This is a genomic window from Frankia sp. ACN1ag (assembly GCF_001414035.1).
Classification (GTDB): domain Bacteria; phylum Actinomycetota; class Actinomycetes; order Frankiales; family Frankiaceae; genus Frankia; species Frankia torreyi.
Genome location: NZ_LJPA01000003.1, coordinates 274,442 through 289,551 on the forward strand (window position 1 = coordinate 274,442; position 15,110 = coordinate 289,551).

The 15,110-nt window shown below is 72.2% G+C and carries 12 protein-coding genes and 1 pseudogene; 5 read left to right on the top strand and 8 right to left on the bottom strand.

Annotated elements, in window-relative coordinates:
* Nucleotide 1: 1 nt before the first annotated feature.
* A complete protein-coding gene (locus UK82_RS03810) occupies nt 2–1,033 on the bottom strand; it encodes a PfkB family carbohydrate kinase (RefSeq protein WP_044883427.1) in 1,032 nt (343 codons plus the stop codon).
* Between the two features lie 310 nt (nt 1,034–1,343).
* On the opposite strand from UK82_RS03810, the gene UK82_RS03815 reads away from it, so the two are divergent.
* Entirely contained in the window at nt 1,344–2,369 is a 1,026-nt protein-coding gene (locus UK82_RS03815) for a serine hydrolase (RefSeq protein ID WP_236705475.1), read from the top strand.
* A 213-nt stretch (nt 2,370–2,582) separates the two neighbouring features.
* On the opposite strand, the gene UK82_RS35495 is transcribed toward UK82_RS03815, so the two are convergent.
* The 4 genes and pseudogenes from UK82_RS35495 to UK82_RS03830 form a co-directional block, all read right to left on the bottom strand.
* Nucleotides 2,583–2,723: hypothetical protein (locus UK82_RS35495; RefSeq protein WP_236705490.1), on the bottom strand; the 141-nt coding region annotated here is incomplete at its 5' end.
* A 1-nt stretch (nt 2,724) separates the two neighbouring features.
* A pseudogene (gene sthA / locus UK82_RS03820) lies at nt 2,725–3,992 on the bottom strand (Si-specific NAD(P)(+) transhydrogenase); the annotation flags it as partial.
* A 578-nt stretch (nt 3,993–4,570) separates the two neighbouring features.
* Nucleotides 4,571–5,962 (bottom strand): class II fumarate hydratase, encoded by a 1,392-nt coding sequence (locus UK82_RS03825; RefSeq protein ID WP_044883429.1) that lies wholly within the window; start codon nt 5,960–5,962, stop codon nt 4,571–4,573.
* Nucleotides 5,963–6,913: 951 nt separating this feature from the next.
* A complete protein-coding gene (locus UK82_RS03830) occupies nt 6,914–7,879 on the bottom strand; it encodes a 4-hydroxy-3-methylbut-2-enyl diphosphate reductase (RefSeq protein ID WP_044883430.1) in 966 nt (321 codons plus the stop codon).
* Between the two features lie 142 nt (nt 7,880–8,021).
* Here UK82_RS03830 and xseA point away from each other — a divergent pair, with 142 nt between their 5' ends.
* On the top strand, nt 8,022–9,236 hold the full coding sequence (gene xseA / locus UK82_RS03835; RefSeq protein ID WP_044883431.1) for an exodeoxyribonuclease VII large subunit: 1,215 nt from the start codon (nt 8,022–8,024) through the stop codon (nt 9,234–9,236).
* Between the two features lie 171 nt (nt 9,237–9,407).
* Here the strand turns inward: xseA and UK82_RS03840 are convergent, their stop codons facing one another.
* Nucleotides 9,408–9,656 (bottom strand): exodeoxyribonuclease VII small subunit, encoded by a 249-nt coding sequence (locus UK82_RS03840; RefSeq protein ID WP_044883433.1) that lies wholly within the window; start codon nt 9,654–9,656, stop codon nt 9,408–9,410.
* Nucleotides 9,657–10,005: 349 nt separating this feature from the next.
* Between UK82_RS03840 and UK82_RS03845 the strand changes: the two genes are divergently transcribed.
* Nucleotides 10,006–10,344 carry a hypothetical protein gene (locus UK82_RS03845; RefSeq protein WP_044883434.1) on the top strand — a complete coding sequence of 113 codons (339 nt, stop codon included), beginning with the start codon at nt 10,006–10,008 and terminating at the stop codon, nt 10,342–10,344.
* 510 nt (nt 10,345–10,854) lie between these two features.
* On the opposite strand, the gene UK82_RS03850 is transcribed toward UK82_RS03845, so the two are convergent.
* Nucleotides 10,855–11,445 (bottom strand): DUF4245 domain-containing protein, encoded by a 591-nt coding sequence (locus UK82_RS03850; RefSeq protein ID WP_082121628.1) that lies wholly within the window; start codon nt 11,443–11,445, stop codon nt 10,855–10,857.
* Between the two features lie 360 nt (nt 11,446–11,805).
* On the opposite strand from UK82_RS03850, the gene glpX reads away from it, so the two are divergent.
* Both glpX and UK82_RS03860 read left to right on the top strand, forming a co-directional pair.
* Nucleotides 11,806–12,861, top strand: a complete 1,056-nt coding sequence (gene glpX, locus UK82_RS03855; protein ID WP_236705476.1) for a class II fructose-bisphosphatase — start codon at nt 11,806–11,808, stop codon at nt 12,859–12,861.
* 23 nt (nt 12,862–12,884) lie between these two features.
* On the top strand, nt 12,885–13,583 hold the full coding sequence (locus UK82_RS03860; RefSeq protein ID WP_044883436.1) for a sterol desaturase family protein: 699 nt from the start codon (nt 12,885–12,887) through the stop codon (nt 13,581–13,583).
* Nucleotides 13,584–13,664: 81 nt separating this feature from the next.
* Here UK82_RS03860 and UK82_RS03865 read toward each other — a convergent pair whose 3' ends face one another.
* Nucleotides 13,665–14,567, bottom strand: coding sequence for a polysaccharide deacetylase family protein (locus tag UK82_RS03865; protein WP_236705477.1), 903 nt, complete (start codon nt 14,565–14,567; stop codon nt 13,665–13,667).
* Between the last annotated feature and the right edge of the window lie 543 nt (nt 14,568–15,110).

Genomic DNA, 15,110 nt, shown 5'->3' on the forward strand with positions numbered 1-15,110 from the left:
CTCACCCGCAACGCGGCGCCTCGCCTCGGGTCAGCCAGGAGCGCGTGCCGAAGCTCGTCACCGACCGGGCCGCGACCCGCGACGCCGCCCCCAGCGCGTCCACCAGCGCGTCGGTGGTGAGCTCGGGCGAACCCGCGATCGACCAGGCGAACGCCCCGTGAAACACGTCGCCGGCGCCGAGCGTGTCCACCGCGTGGACAGCCGGGGGCCGGACCTCCCCGCCGGCCTGGGCGGTCGCCCACCGGACCGGACCGGGACCGCGAGTCACCGCGGCGAACGAAGGCCCGTGCGCCAGCAGGTAACGCAGCACCTCGTCCGGGTCGCCGCCGACGCCCGGCGGCCGGAAGGCGGACCCGCACAGCGCCACGTCGACGTGGGGGAGCAGCCGCTCGGTCCCCGGCTTCCAGGAACCGCCGTCCAGCACCACGGGCGGCCACCCGGCCGGGCTCGCCGTCCCGGCCGGGCTCGTCGAGGCCGTGCGGGCCACCGATGCGGGCGCGGCCGTCGCTGTCGTCGGCCGCGCCCGGCGGGCCGCCAGGACGCCGACGGCGACGTCGGGCTGATGGCCGTCGACGAGGACGACGTCCGCCCCGGTGAGCAGGGCCCGCGTGGCGTCCGCGGCGCCCGGTGCGGCGCCCGGCAGCGCGCCGTGCGCCGACACCACCGCCCGCTCCCCGGCCGCGTTGACCATGATCGCCGAAACCGGCAGGACCTGCTCTCCCGGCCGCAGGTCGTGATGCCGGATTCCGAGCGCGGCGAGATCCGCCCGCGCCGCGGCGGCCAGCGGCCCGGAGCCGACCGCGCTGACGAGCGTGGCCCGACCCCCGAGATGGGCGAAGGCCACGGCCGCGCCCGTCGCCGGGCCGCCCGCGGCGACCACCAGATCGTCGGCGACGATCTTCTCGTCGGGCCCGGGTGGGTGTCGGACCAGGTAGATCGTGTCGAGGGTGGTGAGGCCGACGAACAGCCCCGCCGGCCGTCCGGCCACCTCCCCGACCGGCCGCGCCCCGCCCCCGTCTTCCTGCCTCGCCACGCGCTCTCCCGTCATCGGCCCGGAAACCGGTCTGGTCTGGTCTGCGCCGGGCAGGAATCGGTGCCTCCGTCCGAGTATTCGGGTAACTGCGTTTCGGCGCAAAGATGTCACCCTGCCGAGCTGGGATCTAATATGGTGCTATAACGCCTTAGCGTTCATCAAGTGTGAAACATCATTGTCGCCCTGCGGGTTCTGTTTGTCGTAGCGGTAAAAGATTGATGTCGTTTTCTTCCGTACTCTTCTTAAATTGGTCCGCCTTGGTTAGACAGGCGGCGTGCTTGAACGAGTGGCGCGCCGATGGGGCGCGAGTGTGGTGTTGCTGACTGTCACCGGTGTGGCCGGTGGCGTGATGTACTGGCCGGCGGGCGAGGCGCCCGGGTCGGCGGGGCTCGGCGGTCCGCTGGCTGTCGGTGCACCCGCCGCGGTGTCCGCACCGGCGTCGGCCGCGCGGGCGGGGGGCCTCGGGATCATCAGCCCGGCGCTGGTGCGACGTCGCGTGGAGGCCGTGGGGACGGGCGGTGCGGCCGCGCCGGCGACGGACGGCGCGCTCGCGACCAGGCAGGCCGGCGGTCTCGCCACGGTCGAACCGATCGCGGCGGTGCGCGGTGCCGCGTCGAGCGGCCTGGCGGCGCGGTTCCGCGGCTACCTCGCGGGCCGGCCGGGGCACGTCAGCGTCGCCATGTACGACGCGGTTGCCGGCACCACGGCCGTCTACACCGACCCGGCGGTCGCCGGCTACGAGACGGCGAGTTCGGTCAAGCTCGACATCCTCACGGCGCTCGTGCAGCGGGCGGGCGCATCGGGGCGGCTCACGGCCCGCGAGCAGGCGCTCGCCCGGCGGATGATCTCGGTCAGCGACAACGCGGCGGCGAGCGCCCTGTGGGCCGATGTCGGCGGCGCCCCTGCGATGAACGCCTTCTTCGCCCGGCTCGGCATGCACGCGACGACGGCGGGCCCGGGCGGGAAGTGGGGACTGACCCGGACCACCGGGGCCGACCAGCTCGCGGTGCTGCGCGCGATCGCCTACCCGGGCACCTTGTCGGCCGCCGGGCGCGCCACGGTGAGCAGCCTGCTGCGGACCGTGATCCCGGCGCAGCGGTGGGGCCTGACCGGCGGCGTTGCGGCGGGGGTCGCGGTGGAGCTGAAGAACGGCTGGCTGCCCCGCACCAGCGGCTGGGTGATCACCAGCCTGGCGCATGTCCATGGCGCCGGACGCGACTACATCATGGCCGTCTACACGAAGAACGGGCCGAGCATGCAGTCGGGCATCACCACGGTGCAGGGTCTGTCCACGCTGGCCTGGAAGGCGGCGAGAAGCTCGACGTCCGCCGGGTAGGGCGGCGGCGGGCTCGGGCCCGTCGGGCTCGGGCCGTCGGGCTCGGGGCGCCGGGCTCGGGGCGCCGGACTCGAGCCCGGCGCGGCCGTCGTCCCGCGGGACGGCCGTCGTCCCCCGTCGCGTGCTTTGGACCGGGAGCTGTACCTCGGCCCGCGACGGGGGTGCGTGGGTGCTGCTGATACTGCTGATGCTGGGGTCGCCGTAGCGGAGGGATCAGCCGCTGAAGCGGGCGACGGCTCGCATCTTGTTCATCGCGTCGAGCGCCGCGACCTTGTAGGACTCGGCCAGCGTCGGGTAGTTGAAGACGCTGTCGACAAGGTAGTCGATGGTGCCGTTGCACCCCATCACCGTCTGNCCGATGTGGATCAGTTCGGTGGCGCCGGTGCCGAACACGTGCACCCCGAGCAGGCTCCGGTCCTCGGGGCTGACCAGCAGTTTCAGCATCCCGTACGAGTCGCCCAGGATCGCGCCGCGGGCCAGCTCCCGGTACCGGGCGATGCCCACCTCGAACGGGATCGCGAGCTCGGTGAGCTCGTCCTCGGTCCGCCCGACGTAGGAGATCTCCGGGATCGTGTAGATCCCGATCGGCATGAGCTCCGCCCGCATCGCGTTGACGTTCTCGCCGCACGCGGCATACGCCGCCAACCGGCCCTGCTCCATCGAGGTCGCGGCGAGCGCCGGGAAACCGATGACGTCGCCGACGGCGTAGATGTGCTCGACCTCGGTGCGGAAGTCGGAGCCGACCTTGATCCGGCCGCGGTTGTCCGCGGACAGCCCCGCCGCCGGCAGGTTGAGGATGTCGGTGAGCCCCTGCCGTCCCGCCGAGTACATCACCGTGTCCGCGGGCAGCTTCTTGCCGCTCTCCAGCAGGGTGAGCGTCCCGCCGTTGTGCCGCTCGACCGACACCACCGACTCGCGGAAGCGGAACGTCACCGCCAGGTCCCGCAACTGGTACTTCAGGGCCTCGACGATCTCGACGTCGCAGAAGTCCAGCATGCGGTCCCGCCGCTCGACGACCGTCACCTTGGTGCCGAGCGCGGCGAACATCGAGGCGTACTCGATGCCGATCACTCCGGCGCCGACGACGACCATCGACCGCGGCAGCCGTTCGAGGGCCAGGATCTGGTCGCTGTCGACCACCGTCCGGCCGTCGAAGTCGACCGTGTCCGGCCGCGCGGGCCGGGTGCCGGTGGCGATGATGATTCGTTCGGCCTGGACCCGCCGGTCCTCGATGTCCCCGGCCGCCCGCACGCTCACCGTGTGCGGGTCGATGAAGCTCGCCAGGCCCGTCAGCAGCGTGACGTGGTTGCGGCTGAGCTGGTTGCGGATGACATCGATTTCGCGGCTGATCACATGCCTGGTCCGGGCGGACAGATCACCCACGGTGATGTCGTCCTTGACCCGGTAGCTCGACCCGTACAGCTCGCGCTGCGACATGCCGGTCAGATAGAGAACGGCCTCCCGAAGCGTCTTGGACGGGATCGTGCCAGTGTTGATGCTGACACCGCCGATCATCTCCCGCTTGTCCACGATCGCGACCCGCCGGCCGAGCTTGGCTGCCGCGATCGCAGCCTTCTGCCCGCCGGGTCCGGACCCGATGACGAGGACGTCATAGTCGAACACCGTCACCTCCCCGCATTCTTTCCGGCTCCCGGTGAAGCAGAGGCTATCTGGCCGGAGCGGGCGGATCGGCAAGTTGCACGGGCTTGTTACGTTTATTTCTTCTCCGCGCTTTCCCCCGGGGGTTTCAGCCACGCGATATCACGGAAAGTGTTCTTCTGTAAACCTTCTGTGATGACCGAGACGTGCCGGCGGTGGGTGGCACACCCGAGCCAAGCCGGTCCGCCGGCCGTACGCCGCTGGGGCGGATCGACCGCGCGACGGCGTCGAATGATCTTCGCGGGACCGCTCGAAATTCGTGTCGCCTTCACCCGTAACGAACGCGCCGCCGTCTCGTTAGACCTGGGGCGGGGGTCGTGGAGGCTGTCTGGGGGGTCTTCCACGACCCCCGCCGCGCCGCCGCCGCGTCGCCGTTGTCGGGACGGACGCCCACCCGTTGGCGGGAAGGTGCGCTGGGAGCGGTGACGGGCGAGGGGAACGGCGCCGGACGCCGGCTCCGGAGCGATCCTCCGGAGCCGGCCCGTCCGGCCGCTCGTCGCCGGGTGAGCCACCGACGAGCGGATCATCGGCGGATGGACCGCCTACGGGTGGGTCATCGAGAGCACGTCGAGGGCGGCGTCGAGCTGGTCCTCGGTGAGCTTGCCGGCCTCGATGTAGCCGCGCTCGATCACCACCTCGCGGATCGTCTTCTCCTCGGCGAGGGACAGCTTCGCGACCTTGGCCGCCTCCTCGTAGCCGATGTACTTGTTCAGCGGCGTCACGATGGACGGTGAGGACTCGGCGTAGCGGCGGCAGCGCTCGACGTTGGCGACGATCCCGTCGACGCAGCGGTCCGCGAGCAGCCGGCTGATCGTGGACAGGATGTGGATCGACTCCAGCAGGTTGCGCGCGATCACCGGCAGCATCACGTTGAGCTCGAAGTTCCCGGCCGAGCCGCCGAAGGCGACCGCCGCGTCGTTCCCGACGACCTGCGCGACGACCTGGCAGACCGCCTCCGGGATGACCGGGTTCACCTTGCCGGGCATGATCGACGAGCCGGGCTGCAGGTCCGGCAGGTGGATCTCCCCGAGGCCGGCCCGCGGCCCCGACGAGGCCCAGCGCAGGTCATTGGCGATCTTGTACAGCGAGATGGCGATGACCCGCAGCACCCCGGACGCCTCGACCAGGCCGTCCCGCGACGCCTGTGCCTCGAAATGGTTGCGCGCCTCGGTCAGCGGCAGACTCGTGCTGGCCGCCAGTTCCTCGATCACCGCAGCGGAGAAGCCGGGCGGGGTGTTGATGCCGGTGCCGACGGCCGTGCCGCCCAGCGGCAGCTCGCCCACCCGCGGCAGGGCCACGGTCAGCCGCTCGACGCCGAGGCGGACCGCCGCGGCGTAGCCGCCGAACTCCTGACCGAGCGTCACCGGCGTCGCGTCCATCAGGTGCGTCCGCCCGGACTTCACCACGTCCGCGAACTCGGTCTCCTTACGGCCGAGCGAGGCGGCGAGGTGCTCCAGCGCCGGGATCAGCTCCTGCACGATCCCCTGGGTCGCGGCCACGTGGATCGACGACGGGAAGACGTCGTTCGACGACTGCGACGCGTTCACGTGGTCGTTCGGATGCACCGCCCGGCCGAGCCGCTCGGACGCCAGCGACGCCAGCACCTCGTTGGTGTTCATGTTCGACGAGGTGCCGCTGCCGGTCTGGAACACGTCCAGCGGGAACTGGTCGTCCCAGTCGCCGCGCGCGACCTCGGCCGCCGCGTCCGCGATCGCCTCGGCGATGTCGGCGTCGAGCACCCCGAGCTTGGCGTTCACCGTCGCCGCCGCCGCCTTGATCCGCGCGAGCGCCTGGATGTGCGCGCGGGAGATCCGCTGGCCGGAGACGGGAAAGTTCTCCACCGCCCGCTGCGTCTGGGCTCGCCACCGGGCCGAGGCCGGCACCCGGACGTCGCCCATGCTGTCGTGCTCGATGCGGTATTCCTGCTCGCTCATGCGCCCGTTCTCCCGATGTTCCGTCGCCGTTGACCTGCATCTGACCAGCACCACACGCCGGTGCCCACCACCCGGCGAGAGGCCGTCTGGACAGCGGCCCCATCGCCCGACCCTAGGACATGTCGGGCGACTGGTGCCCGCGCCGCACGGGCGCATGGGAGCTCTCACACCGTCCCCCGCAAAGCGCCTCCGGCGCTTTGCGGGGACCCCTGGTATTGGGCGCCGTGCGGGTTTCGGTCAGATCGCCTTCGGCGAGCTTCCCTGGATGTGGGTGTCGGCGTGATCGGGCGAGTCTGGTGCGCTCATGGTTCGGCGGGTGGCGCGCGCCAGGCCCGGCACCCGCCCGCAACATCTCGGAACGGCCGACGGGATCGCAACCAGCCTGTCCCGCCCCGGCCGCGGCGACCTCCTCGAGGGTCGCTGATCATCCCTAGAGGGATCGCAACCAACACCGCGACGAGGCACGTACGGGTCGCTGATCATCCCGAGTGCAGCCGTTCGCTAGTTCTTCTCCGGTGTTCGGTGACGGGGTGTGATGTCAGCCGACGTCCGCCTCGCCGCCGGGTGGCCCACCGGCACCGCCAGGCCGCCCCGCGAGGTAGGGGTGTGCATGGGAGCGGGGCTACCTGTTCCTTCTGGGGGGACGAATCGGGCGCCGAACCCCCCAGAAGGAACAGGCAGGCGCTTTCCCACGCATCCGCTGCCAACGCACGAGCCGTCGCCCGGTCTGCGACCCGACTTAGCCACACCGCCTGCTGTCACGGAACGTGATAGGAGGACGGGAAGCGGGCTGCTGAGGCGCTGCACTATGTGGGGAACCCGGGGGAGTGGCAGGTCGGGCCGGCTGGCACGGACGGGGAGCGGGGCGCCAATGAGAGACGCCCACTACCCTGCCGCGTGGCGTCGGTGCCACGGGGCGGGGCAGTGGGCGTCGTTGTTTGGGTGGTGCCGCTAGGAGACGGCGGTCTCGCGCTCGCGGGCGCGGATGTCGCGGCGCAGCTCGGGCGGAAGAGCGAACAGGAGGTGCTCGTCGGCGGAGGTGACCTCCTCGACGTCGTTGAACCCACGCTCGGCGAGCCAGGCCATGACGCCGGTGACGAGCTCCTCGGGGACCGAGGCGCCGCTGGTCACGCCGACGGTCTCGACGCCGTCGAGCCAGCTCGCGTCGACTTCGGTGGAGTCGTCGACGAGGTGGGCGGCGGGGGCGCCGGCGTCGAGCGCGACCTCGACCAGGCGCACCGAGTTGGAGGAGTTCGGCGAGCCGACGACGATGACCAGGTCGACCGCGCTGGAGATCTCCTTGACGGCGACCTGACGGTTCTGCGTCGCGTAGCAGATGTCGTCGCTCGGCGGACCCTGCAGGTGCGGGAAGCGCTCGCGCAGAGCCTTGACGGTTGTCTGTGTCTCGTCGACGGAGAGGGTGGTCTGGGAGAGGAAGGCGACGTGCTCCGGGTCGCGTACCTTCACCTTGGCGGCGTCCTCGGGACCGTCCACCAGGTGAATGCGGTCGGGCGCCTGCCCGGTGGTGCCGACGACCTCCTCGTGGCCTTCATGGCCGATGAGCAGGATGTCGTAATCCTCGCGGGCAAACCGACGCGCCTCGGAATGCACCTTGCTGACGAGCGGACAGGTTGCGTCAATGGTGCGCAGTTGACGCGACGCCGCCTCCTCGTGCACGGTCGGCGCTACGCCGTGCGCTGAGAAGACCACAGTGGCGCCTGGTGGTACCTCGTCGGTCTCGTCCACGAAGATCGCGCCCTTGGCCTCCAGCGTCCTGACGACGTGGAGGTTGTGCACGATCTGCTTGCGTACGTAGACCGGCGAGCCGTAGAGCTCCAGCGCCTTCTCCACGGTCACGACAGCTCGATCGACACCGGCGCAGTAGCCGCGCGGCTTGGCAAGAAGGACCCGGCCCATGCTGGGCAGTCNACGCGGTGGGGGGCCTGCTGGAAGAGCCGCGGGCGATGCATCACGTGTCGGCGACATCGTCCGCTCCGCCTCCGGCCACGGTCGCGCGGACTCTTCCCGACCTGTCGGACGCACCGGCTACGGTGCCCGAATGGCCCTGACCTCGACTCCCGAACAGCCCTTGCCGGTTCGCACGGTCTCGCGAGCTGTCGGCGACTGGGTCCACCGGCTCGGCCGGGTGTGGGTTGAGGGACAGGTCACGCAGCTCGTCCGCCGGCCCGGAATGGGCACTGTTTTCCTCACCCTCAGGGACCCCGTTGCGGACGTGTCACTGCGGGTCACGTGTCCGCGGGCGGTCTGTGACGCCGTCGGTCCCGCGCTCGTGGACGGCGCGCGGGTCGTCGTGTGGGGCAAGCCGTCCTTCCACCCCGGGCGCGGCACCCTCGCCCTCGCGGTGGTGGAGATCCGCCCCCTCGGCGCCGGCGCCCTGTTGGCCCGGCTGGAGCAGCTCAAGGCCACGCTGGCCGCGGAGGGCCTGTTCGCGGCGTCCCGCAAGCGGCGCCCGCCGTTCCTGCCGGCGGCCGTCGGGTTGATCACCGGGCGGGCCAGCGCCGCGGAGCGCGATGTCGTCGAGAACGCTCGGCGACGCTGGCCGGCGGTGCGCATCGTGCTGCGGGAGGTGGCCGTCCAGGGCCCACTGGCGGTGTCCCAGGTCATCGACGCGCTGCGCGAGCTCGACGGCCAGCCCGAGGTCGAGGTGATCGTGATCGCCCGCGGCGGCGGGTCGCTGGAGGATCTGCTGCCGTTCTCCGACGAGGCGCTGCTGCGCGCCGTGGTGGCCGCGCGGACGCCGGTCGTGTCGGCGATCGGACACGAGCAGGACGCGCCGCTGCTCGACTTCGTCGCCGACGTGCGCGCCTCGACCCCGACGGACGCCGCCAAGCGGGTGGTGCCCGACGTCGGCGAGCAGACCGCCGCGGTCGCCCAGCTGCGGGGCCGCGCGCGGCGGGTCGTCGAGCACCGCCTCGACCGGGAGGAGCGCCGGCTCGCCGACATGCGCGGCCGCCCGGTCCTCGCGGCGCCCGCCCGCGATCTCGCCCGGCGCTCGGACGACGTCGCCGCCCTGCTGGCCCGTTCCCGCCGCTGCGTGCACCACGCCCTGGACGTCACGGCGCGCGATCTGGTCGCCACCCGCGCCCGGGTGCGGGCGCTGTCCCCGGCGGCGACCCTCGATCGCGGGTACGCCGTCGCGCAGCGCTCGGCCGACGGCGCGGTCGTGCGCGACCCCGCGGAGGTCGGGCCGGGCGAGCTGCTCACCATCCGGGTGGCGGGCGGCGCGTTCCCGGCCGTGGTCACCGAGGACTGAACCGGCCGCCGTCCGGCGGGAGAACGCCGCGCACCGGCATCCGGCGTGTCGGCGTCCGGCCCACCGTTCGGCGCGTGGGTGCTCGGCGGCCCACCGTTCGGCGGCCCACTGTTCGGCGGCCCACCGTTCGGTGGCCCACCGTTCGGCGGGTCGGGGTTCGGCGGGTCGGGGTCAGGCGGGGCGGGTGGGGTCGGCGGCGGCGAGCCGGGCGCGGGCGCCGTCGAGTAGCGCCTGGCAGGTCCGGGCCAGCTCCTCGCCGCGCTCCCACAGCGCCAGCGACTGCTCCAGCGTCACCCCGCCGGCCTCGAGTTGACGGACGACCTCCTCCAGCTCGGCGCGGGCGGTCTCGTAGCTGATCGCCGGCGCCGCCGGGGTGCCGGGAGAGTCGCCGACCGTCGTGGATCCAGGACTTTCGGACATCGCCACCTCCGCGCCCTCGCCTACCCAATTCCCGGCCAATGCGCCGCCATGGCCCGATCGTGACGCCTCGTGCCTCCGCGCGGCTCGGCCGCAATTCGACGTGGCGTGTCACGAGTATTCCTGACCGGCGCGGACGCCACGCCGGGTGCCACTCGAGCCTGAAATGTCGCACTCCGTCGGCGCAACGTGGTATCAATCAGGCGACAATCATGGTCGTAGCGGGTTGGCTCGGCGGAGATCCATAGTACAAGGTCACTGCAGGACGTTTCAGATTGGTGGCGGTCCGCGAATCTGCGGGCCCCACTCGGCTGACCGCCCGTCCGCTTCGGGCGGTCCGGAGGTACACCACATGCCCGGCGCACGTCCGTCGCTCCGACGTCAGGCCGTCGGTGGTCGCTCCCGGGGGCAGGTCCCACCCGCCTCTCCGGGAGGTCCGGTCCTGCTGCGGCACGACCTCGCCGGCACGGCGTCTCGCGACGCCAGTTCCATCGATCAGGGCGGCCGGGGTGCCCGGTCCAACCGGCGCACCCCGGCCGGCGGGCCGCTGCTGCGGCGCGCGGCCGGTCTCATCCTCGGGCTGGCGGTACTCATCCCGGCGGCTACCGCCTGGGACGGCTCACACGGATCCCACGGGAATCCCGCGCCGTCCGGGCGGCCTCCCGTCGCCGCCGGGGCCAGCCAGCACTGAGGTAGTCGAGGCCGGCCTCGCCACCGCAGCGATCATCCGGTGATACTGGATACCCGGGCCCGCAGGTCCGGGTATCCAGCCCGCGGAGCCTTCCCGGCAGCGCCGACTCCGGCGGCGGAGCAGTGTCCGACGATCGGCCTTTTATCGCTGCGCGCCGAACAATTGGTCTGAATGCCCACGAACTAACGATTCGTCATATCGGCCGCAGGACGGCGAGCCGAAATCAGGCCAGATAGCGGCCGGATCGTGCCGAGGCTTCGGTACGGTTCTGCGGCCGAAAACCGCGCCTGCCCCTCGGCACGATTCCGTGCGCAATGAGCCACGGAGAGACACGAAGGTTGCGGCCGCCCGCGGCCCACCGAGCGCCTGAGCGCCTGAGCGCCTGAGCACCTGAGCACCCGAGCGCCTGAGCACCCTAGCGCTGCAGTGGCCCACCGTCGTCGCCCCATCGGTCCCCACGGCGACCGACCTGCGGGGCTCGTCCGAGGCCGCCGTCCGGGCCGGGGCTGGTCAGGTGCCGCTGGGCTGGATCGCCTGGACCGGCTGGAGCGACTCGGCGAGGACGACCAGATCCGCCTGGGACGCGCCGCCCTTCCCATCGCCGTCGTCGACGACCACCGTGAGGCCCCCGTCGGTCCGGCTGATGGCCAGCTGACCGTTGTTGCCCGGGCGCTGCTCCCAGGGGACCCCGTCGACGTCCACCGTCCCGCGCGCCGGGCGGTTGCCGAGCAGCTTCTGCACCGCGTTCGGCGCGTTGCTCTCCCGCAGCCGGGCGTACGTCCGGTGGCCGGAGCGGTCGACGACGTAGCCGACCGTCGCCTCGGCGACGTTGCCGCCGTCGGAGCTGCCGGTGGGGCCGGTCAGCCGCAGCGAGGTCGCCTTCCAGTAGCCGGGCAGCCCGGCGGGAGCGAGCGGGGTATAGGGCGTCTGCCGGGCGAAGGCCGCCAGCGGCTCGGCCGTCTCGACGACCTTGACCGCCGTCTCGTCGCCGCCGCGCGGCATCACGAAGATGACGAAGACCAGGACGCCCGCCATGACCGCGGCGAGGGAGAGGACCATGTCCCTGATCGTTTCCTGGCCGCGTCGCTGTCGTTGTGCCACGCCCCCATCTTCCAGGTCTCGGCGGGTCGATGGTGGCCCGGGACCGGTTTGGGCGGCCCCTTGCGGCGCCGGTGTGGTCGGAATCTCGCCCACGGCCTGCCGCGGACGGGGCGGAACGTCGACGGGCGGCCGTCACGCCCCCTCCGCGTGACGGCCGCCCGATCGAAGCGTTTGACGCCTGCATGCACCGGAAGGTTGCGCGCAGGTTTTCGGCTTCTGGTCTGTCACGCGCACGACAGTCCGGGTCCCCCGGTTCTCCTGACCGCGGTCGATGCTCCGGGTTACGGTGATCGGGGTGTAGATCCTCGTGTGGCTGCGTATCTCGGGCGCCTGCGGGGTGGCGGAACTAGGCTCACGGCCGTGCCTTCCGCTCCCGATGCCTTCGCCGCCAGGTCCTCCGACTCCTCGGCTGTGCCCGACACGCTGGCCGTGCAGGGGCAGGCCCCGGACCGCAACCTCGCCCTCGAACTCGTCCGCGTGACCGAGGCCGCGGCGCTCGCCGCCGCGCGCTGGGTCGGTCGTGGCGACAAGAACGGCGCCGACGGGGCCGCCGTCGACGCGATGCGCCGGCTCGTCGGCACCGTGTCGATGCGCGGCGTCGTCGTCATCGGCGAGGGGGAGAAGGACGAGGCCCCGATGCTGTTCAACGGCGAGCAGGTCGGCTCGGGTGAGGGGCCGGAGTGCGACGTCGCCGTCGACCCGGTCGACGGCACCACGCTCACCGCGAAGGGCATGAACAACGCCGTGTCCGTCATGGCGGTCAGCGAGCGCGGCTCGATGTACGACGCGAGCGCCTGCTTCTACATGGAGAAACTGGTCACCGGGCCGGAGGCGGCGGACGTCGTCGACATCACCGCCTCCGTCGAGGACAACATCCGGGCCGTGGCGAAGGCGAAGGCGATCCACCCGCGCGACGTCACCGTGGTCGTCCTGGACCGCCCGCGGCACGTCGAGCTCGTCGAGCAGATCCGCGCCGCCGGCGCTCGGGTGAAGCTCATCTCCGACGGCGACGTCGCCGGCGCCGTGATGGCCGCCTCCGCCGACACCGGCGTCGACCTGCTTCTCGGCATCGGTGGCACGCCGGAGGGGATCATCACCGCCTGCGCCGTGACGTGTCTCGGCGGGGTGATCCAGGGCCGGCTGTGGCCCAAGGACGAGGCCGAGCGCAGCAAGGTCGTCGCCCTCGGGCACGACCCGGAGCGGGTGTTGTCCACACGGGACCTGGTGGCCAGCGACAACGTCTTCTTCGTCGCGACGGGGATCACGGATGGTGAGCTGCTCGCCGGGGTACGGTACCGCCCGGGCGGCGCGAACACGTCGTCGCTGGTGATGCGCTCCCGCTCGGGCACGATTCGCCGGGTCGACAGCCAGCATCAGCTCACCAAGCTGCAGGCGTACTCCACCGTTCCGTTCTGATCTCACCCCGGGGAGGCGATCGCGTGGCGCGGCTGTCTCCCGCGGAGTTGTTCGTCCGGCTCGACCGGCCGGGGCCGCACGGCAGCGCGGCGGAGGTCCGCACGCTGGCCGCCGCCGCCCGCCGGTTCCTCGCCCACCCCAGGCCGCCCGTCCTGCTCGGCTGCGTGGGGACGCTCGCCGCCGTGCGCGCGGGCCGCGGGCCGTGGCGGGCGCGTGACACCCGCGTCGCCGTGGCCGCCGCCCTCGCCCAGCCGTTCGTGGAGTGGGGCGTGCACCGGCTGCTGCTGCACGCCCGCCCGGCCAGCCGGCTGGGCGCCATCGGCTACCAACTTGCCGGCTACGGCCACGAGCAGCATCATCGCGACCCGACCGACCTCGACACTATGTTCCTGCGCCCCCGCGAGGTCATCACCGGAACGGCCGTGGCGGCCCTGCCGGCGCTGCTCGGACCGCCCTGGGCGGCGACGGGGGCGCTGTGCGCGGGCGTCGGCGTCCTCGCCTACGACTGGACGCACTTCCTCATCCACACCCGGGTCCCGCCGCGCACGGCGTACTACCGGCGGCTCTGGCGCGGCCATCGGCTGCACCACTATCGCAACGAGCGCTACTGGCTCGGCGTGACCAGCCCCCTCGGGGATCTGGCCCTGCGCACGAACCCGCCGCGGGACGCCGTAGAGCTCTCCCCGACCGCTCGCGGCCTCGATTCCGCAGCGAACCCATGAGCGAAACCATGAGCGAACCCACGACCACTGGTCGGGTGTCTGGTGGGCGCGCAAACCGGTCGCCGGTCGTCGGCGGCCGACTCACGGGTTCAACGGGAACGCCGTCTCCGCTGTCCGGGCTGCTGCAGGGCTGACCCGGCCGTCAGTGCCCTGGTGGGCGGTGCGCTCGGTGTCGTGCGCGCAATGCTGGGCGAGGTCGGTCGGCACCTGTCGCCCTCCCGCATCGGGGCCGGCGCCGACGGCGGGACTGGGCACGGCGGGACCGGGCACGGCGGGACCGGGCAGCCGGGGCTCGGAGCGGCCGAGGCGGGGGCGAAACGGGCCGGACGACCGGGCCACGCGCGGAAAGCGAAAGGCCCGGTCCCGCGGCAACACCGGATGCGGCTCCGTCCGGCCGACTCCCTCCAGCCAGGCCAGCAGCCGGCTGTCCGGCGTCGTCGCGTCGACCGTCAGGCGGGCCAGAGCGAAGCGGTCGTCGGCGGGATGGGACAGCACATCGCGCACCGCGCAGGCCGAGCTGTAGCCGGCGGAGATCACCAACTGGCGGACGGACAGGTCATAGCCGCCGCCTGGGTAGGCGAACGTGCGCGGCTCGTCCCCCGTCGCCACGGCGAGGCGGCGCCGGGAAAGGGTCAGCTCCGCGATCACGTCCGCGCGCGCCAGCTCGTTGAGCGGTCGACCGGTGTGTCCGGACCCTCCTATCTCGATTCCCAGTCCGCGGATGCGATGTAGGTCGGCCCGATGGAAATAGCCCGGATCACCGACCCGAGAACTGGTCACGAAGACCGTCGCCGTCAGTCCCCACTCGGCCAGGCGGCGCAGCGCGTTCATTGTTTCCGCGCCGCCGTCGTCAAAGGTGATGACGATCGGATTCTTCGGGGCGGAGGCGACACCGAGGGAGGCGACATACCCGGACACCGTCATCGGCTGGCGGCCGGATGCGGCGATCAGGCCGCAGTGCCGGGCGAAGGTCGAGAGCGGCATGGGCCGACGCGGTGCGCCCCGGGTGGTGTGTGGGTCGAGCGAGCGGTAGCGCAGGACCGGGATCATCTGTCCGCGCCGGGCCGTCCGTAGACCGAGCGTCATCGCGGTCCGAGCGCGGCGCCATGCGCGTCTCGCTTGGCGCGCGGTTCGGGCGGAGCGAACGTCAAGCGGGCCTCCCTGTGAACGCCGCGGGCATGGACGCGGCATCGGGTAATGGCGCCGAAGTGCGTCCGAGGAGTGAGTCCGTGATGCGGCATGAAATGTAGCACGAGTGGCCCCAATAGCCGGTGAACCGGGAAGGCGAGTACCTTGCCGGCCGCCCGTCGGCGCCCACCATCATTGTGCTGATTAAGAAAACAGGACTTTTCCGAGAGGTGTCGCCGCGCAATCAGTGGATCGCCGGGGGCGCGGACGTGGTGCTGGAGTTGCGACTAGGGCATCCGGTGACCACCTGGCGCGGCCCGCTCGAGGCCTGGTGCGCGTCGTCGGCGCGGCCGGCACGCGCTGGGCTCCGACTGGCGCGCCCGGTCGTGCGCTCGTGCA

What these genes read in the sequence shown, in the direction of transcription:
- UK82_RS03825 (WP_044883429.1), bottom strand. Translation starts at nt 5,962, where the DNA reads ATGAGCGAGCAGGAATACCGCATCGAGCACGACAGCATGGGCGACGTC.
- UK82_RS03830 (WP_044883430.1), bottom strand. Translation starts at nt 7,879, where the DNA reads ATGGGCCGGGTCCTTCTTGCCAAGCCGCGCGGCTACTGCGCCGGTGTC.
- xseA (WP_044883431.1), top strand. Translation starts at nt 8,022, where the DNA reads ATGGCCCTGACCTCGACTCCCGAACAGCCCTTGCCGGTTCGCACGGTC.
- UK82_RS03840 (WP_044883433.1), bottom strand. Translation starts at nt 9,656, where the DNA reads ATGTCCGAAAGTCCTGGATCCACGACGGTCGGCGACTCTCCCGGCACC.
- UK82_RS03845 (WP_044883434.1), top strand. Translation starts at nt 10,006, where the DNA reads ATGCCCGGCGCACGTCCGTCGCTCCGACGTCAGGCCGTCGGTGGTCGC.
- UK82_RS03865 (WP_236705477.1), bottom strand. Translation starts at nt 14,567, where the DNA reads ATGCCGCTCTCGACCTTCGCCCGGCACTGCGGCCTGATCGCCGCATCC.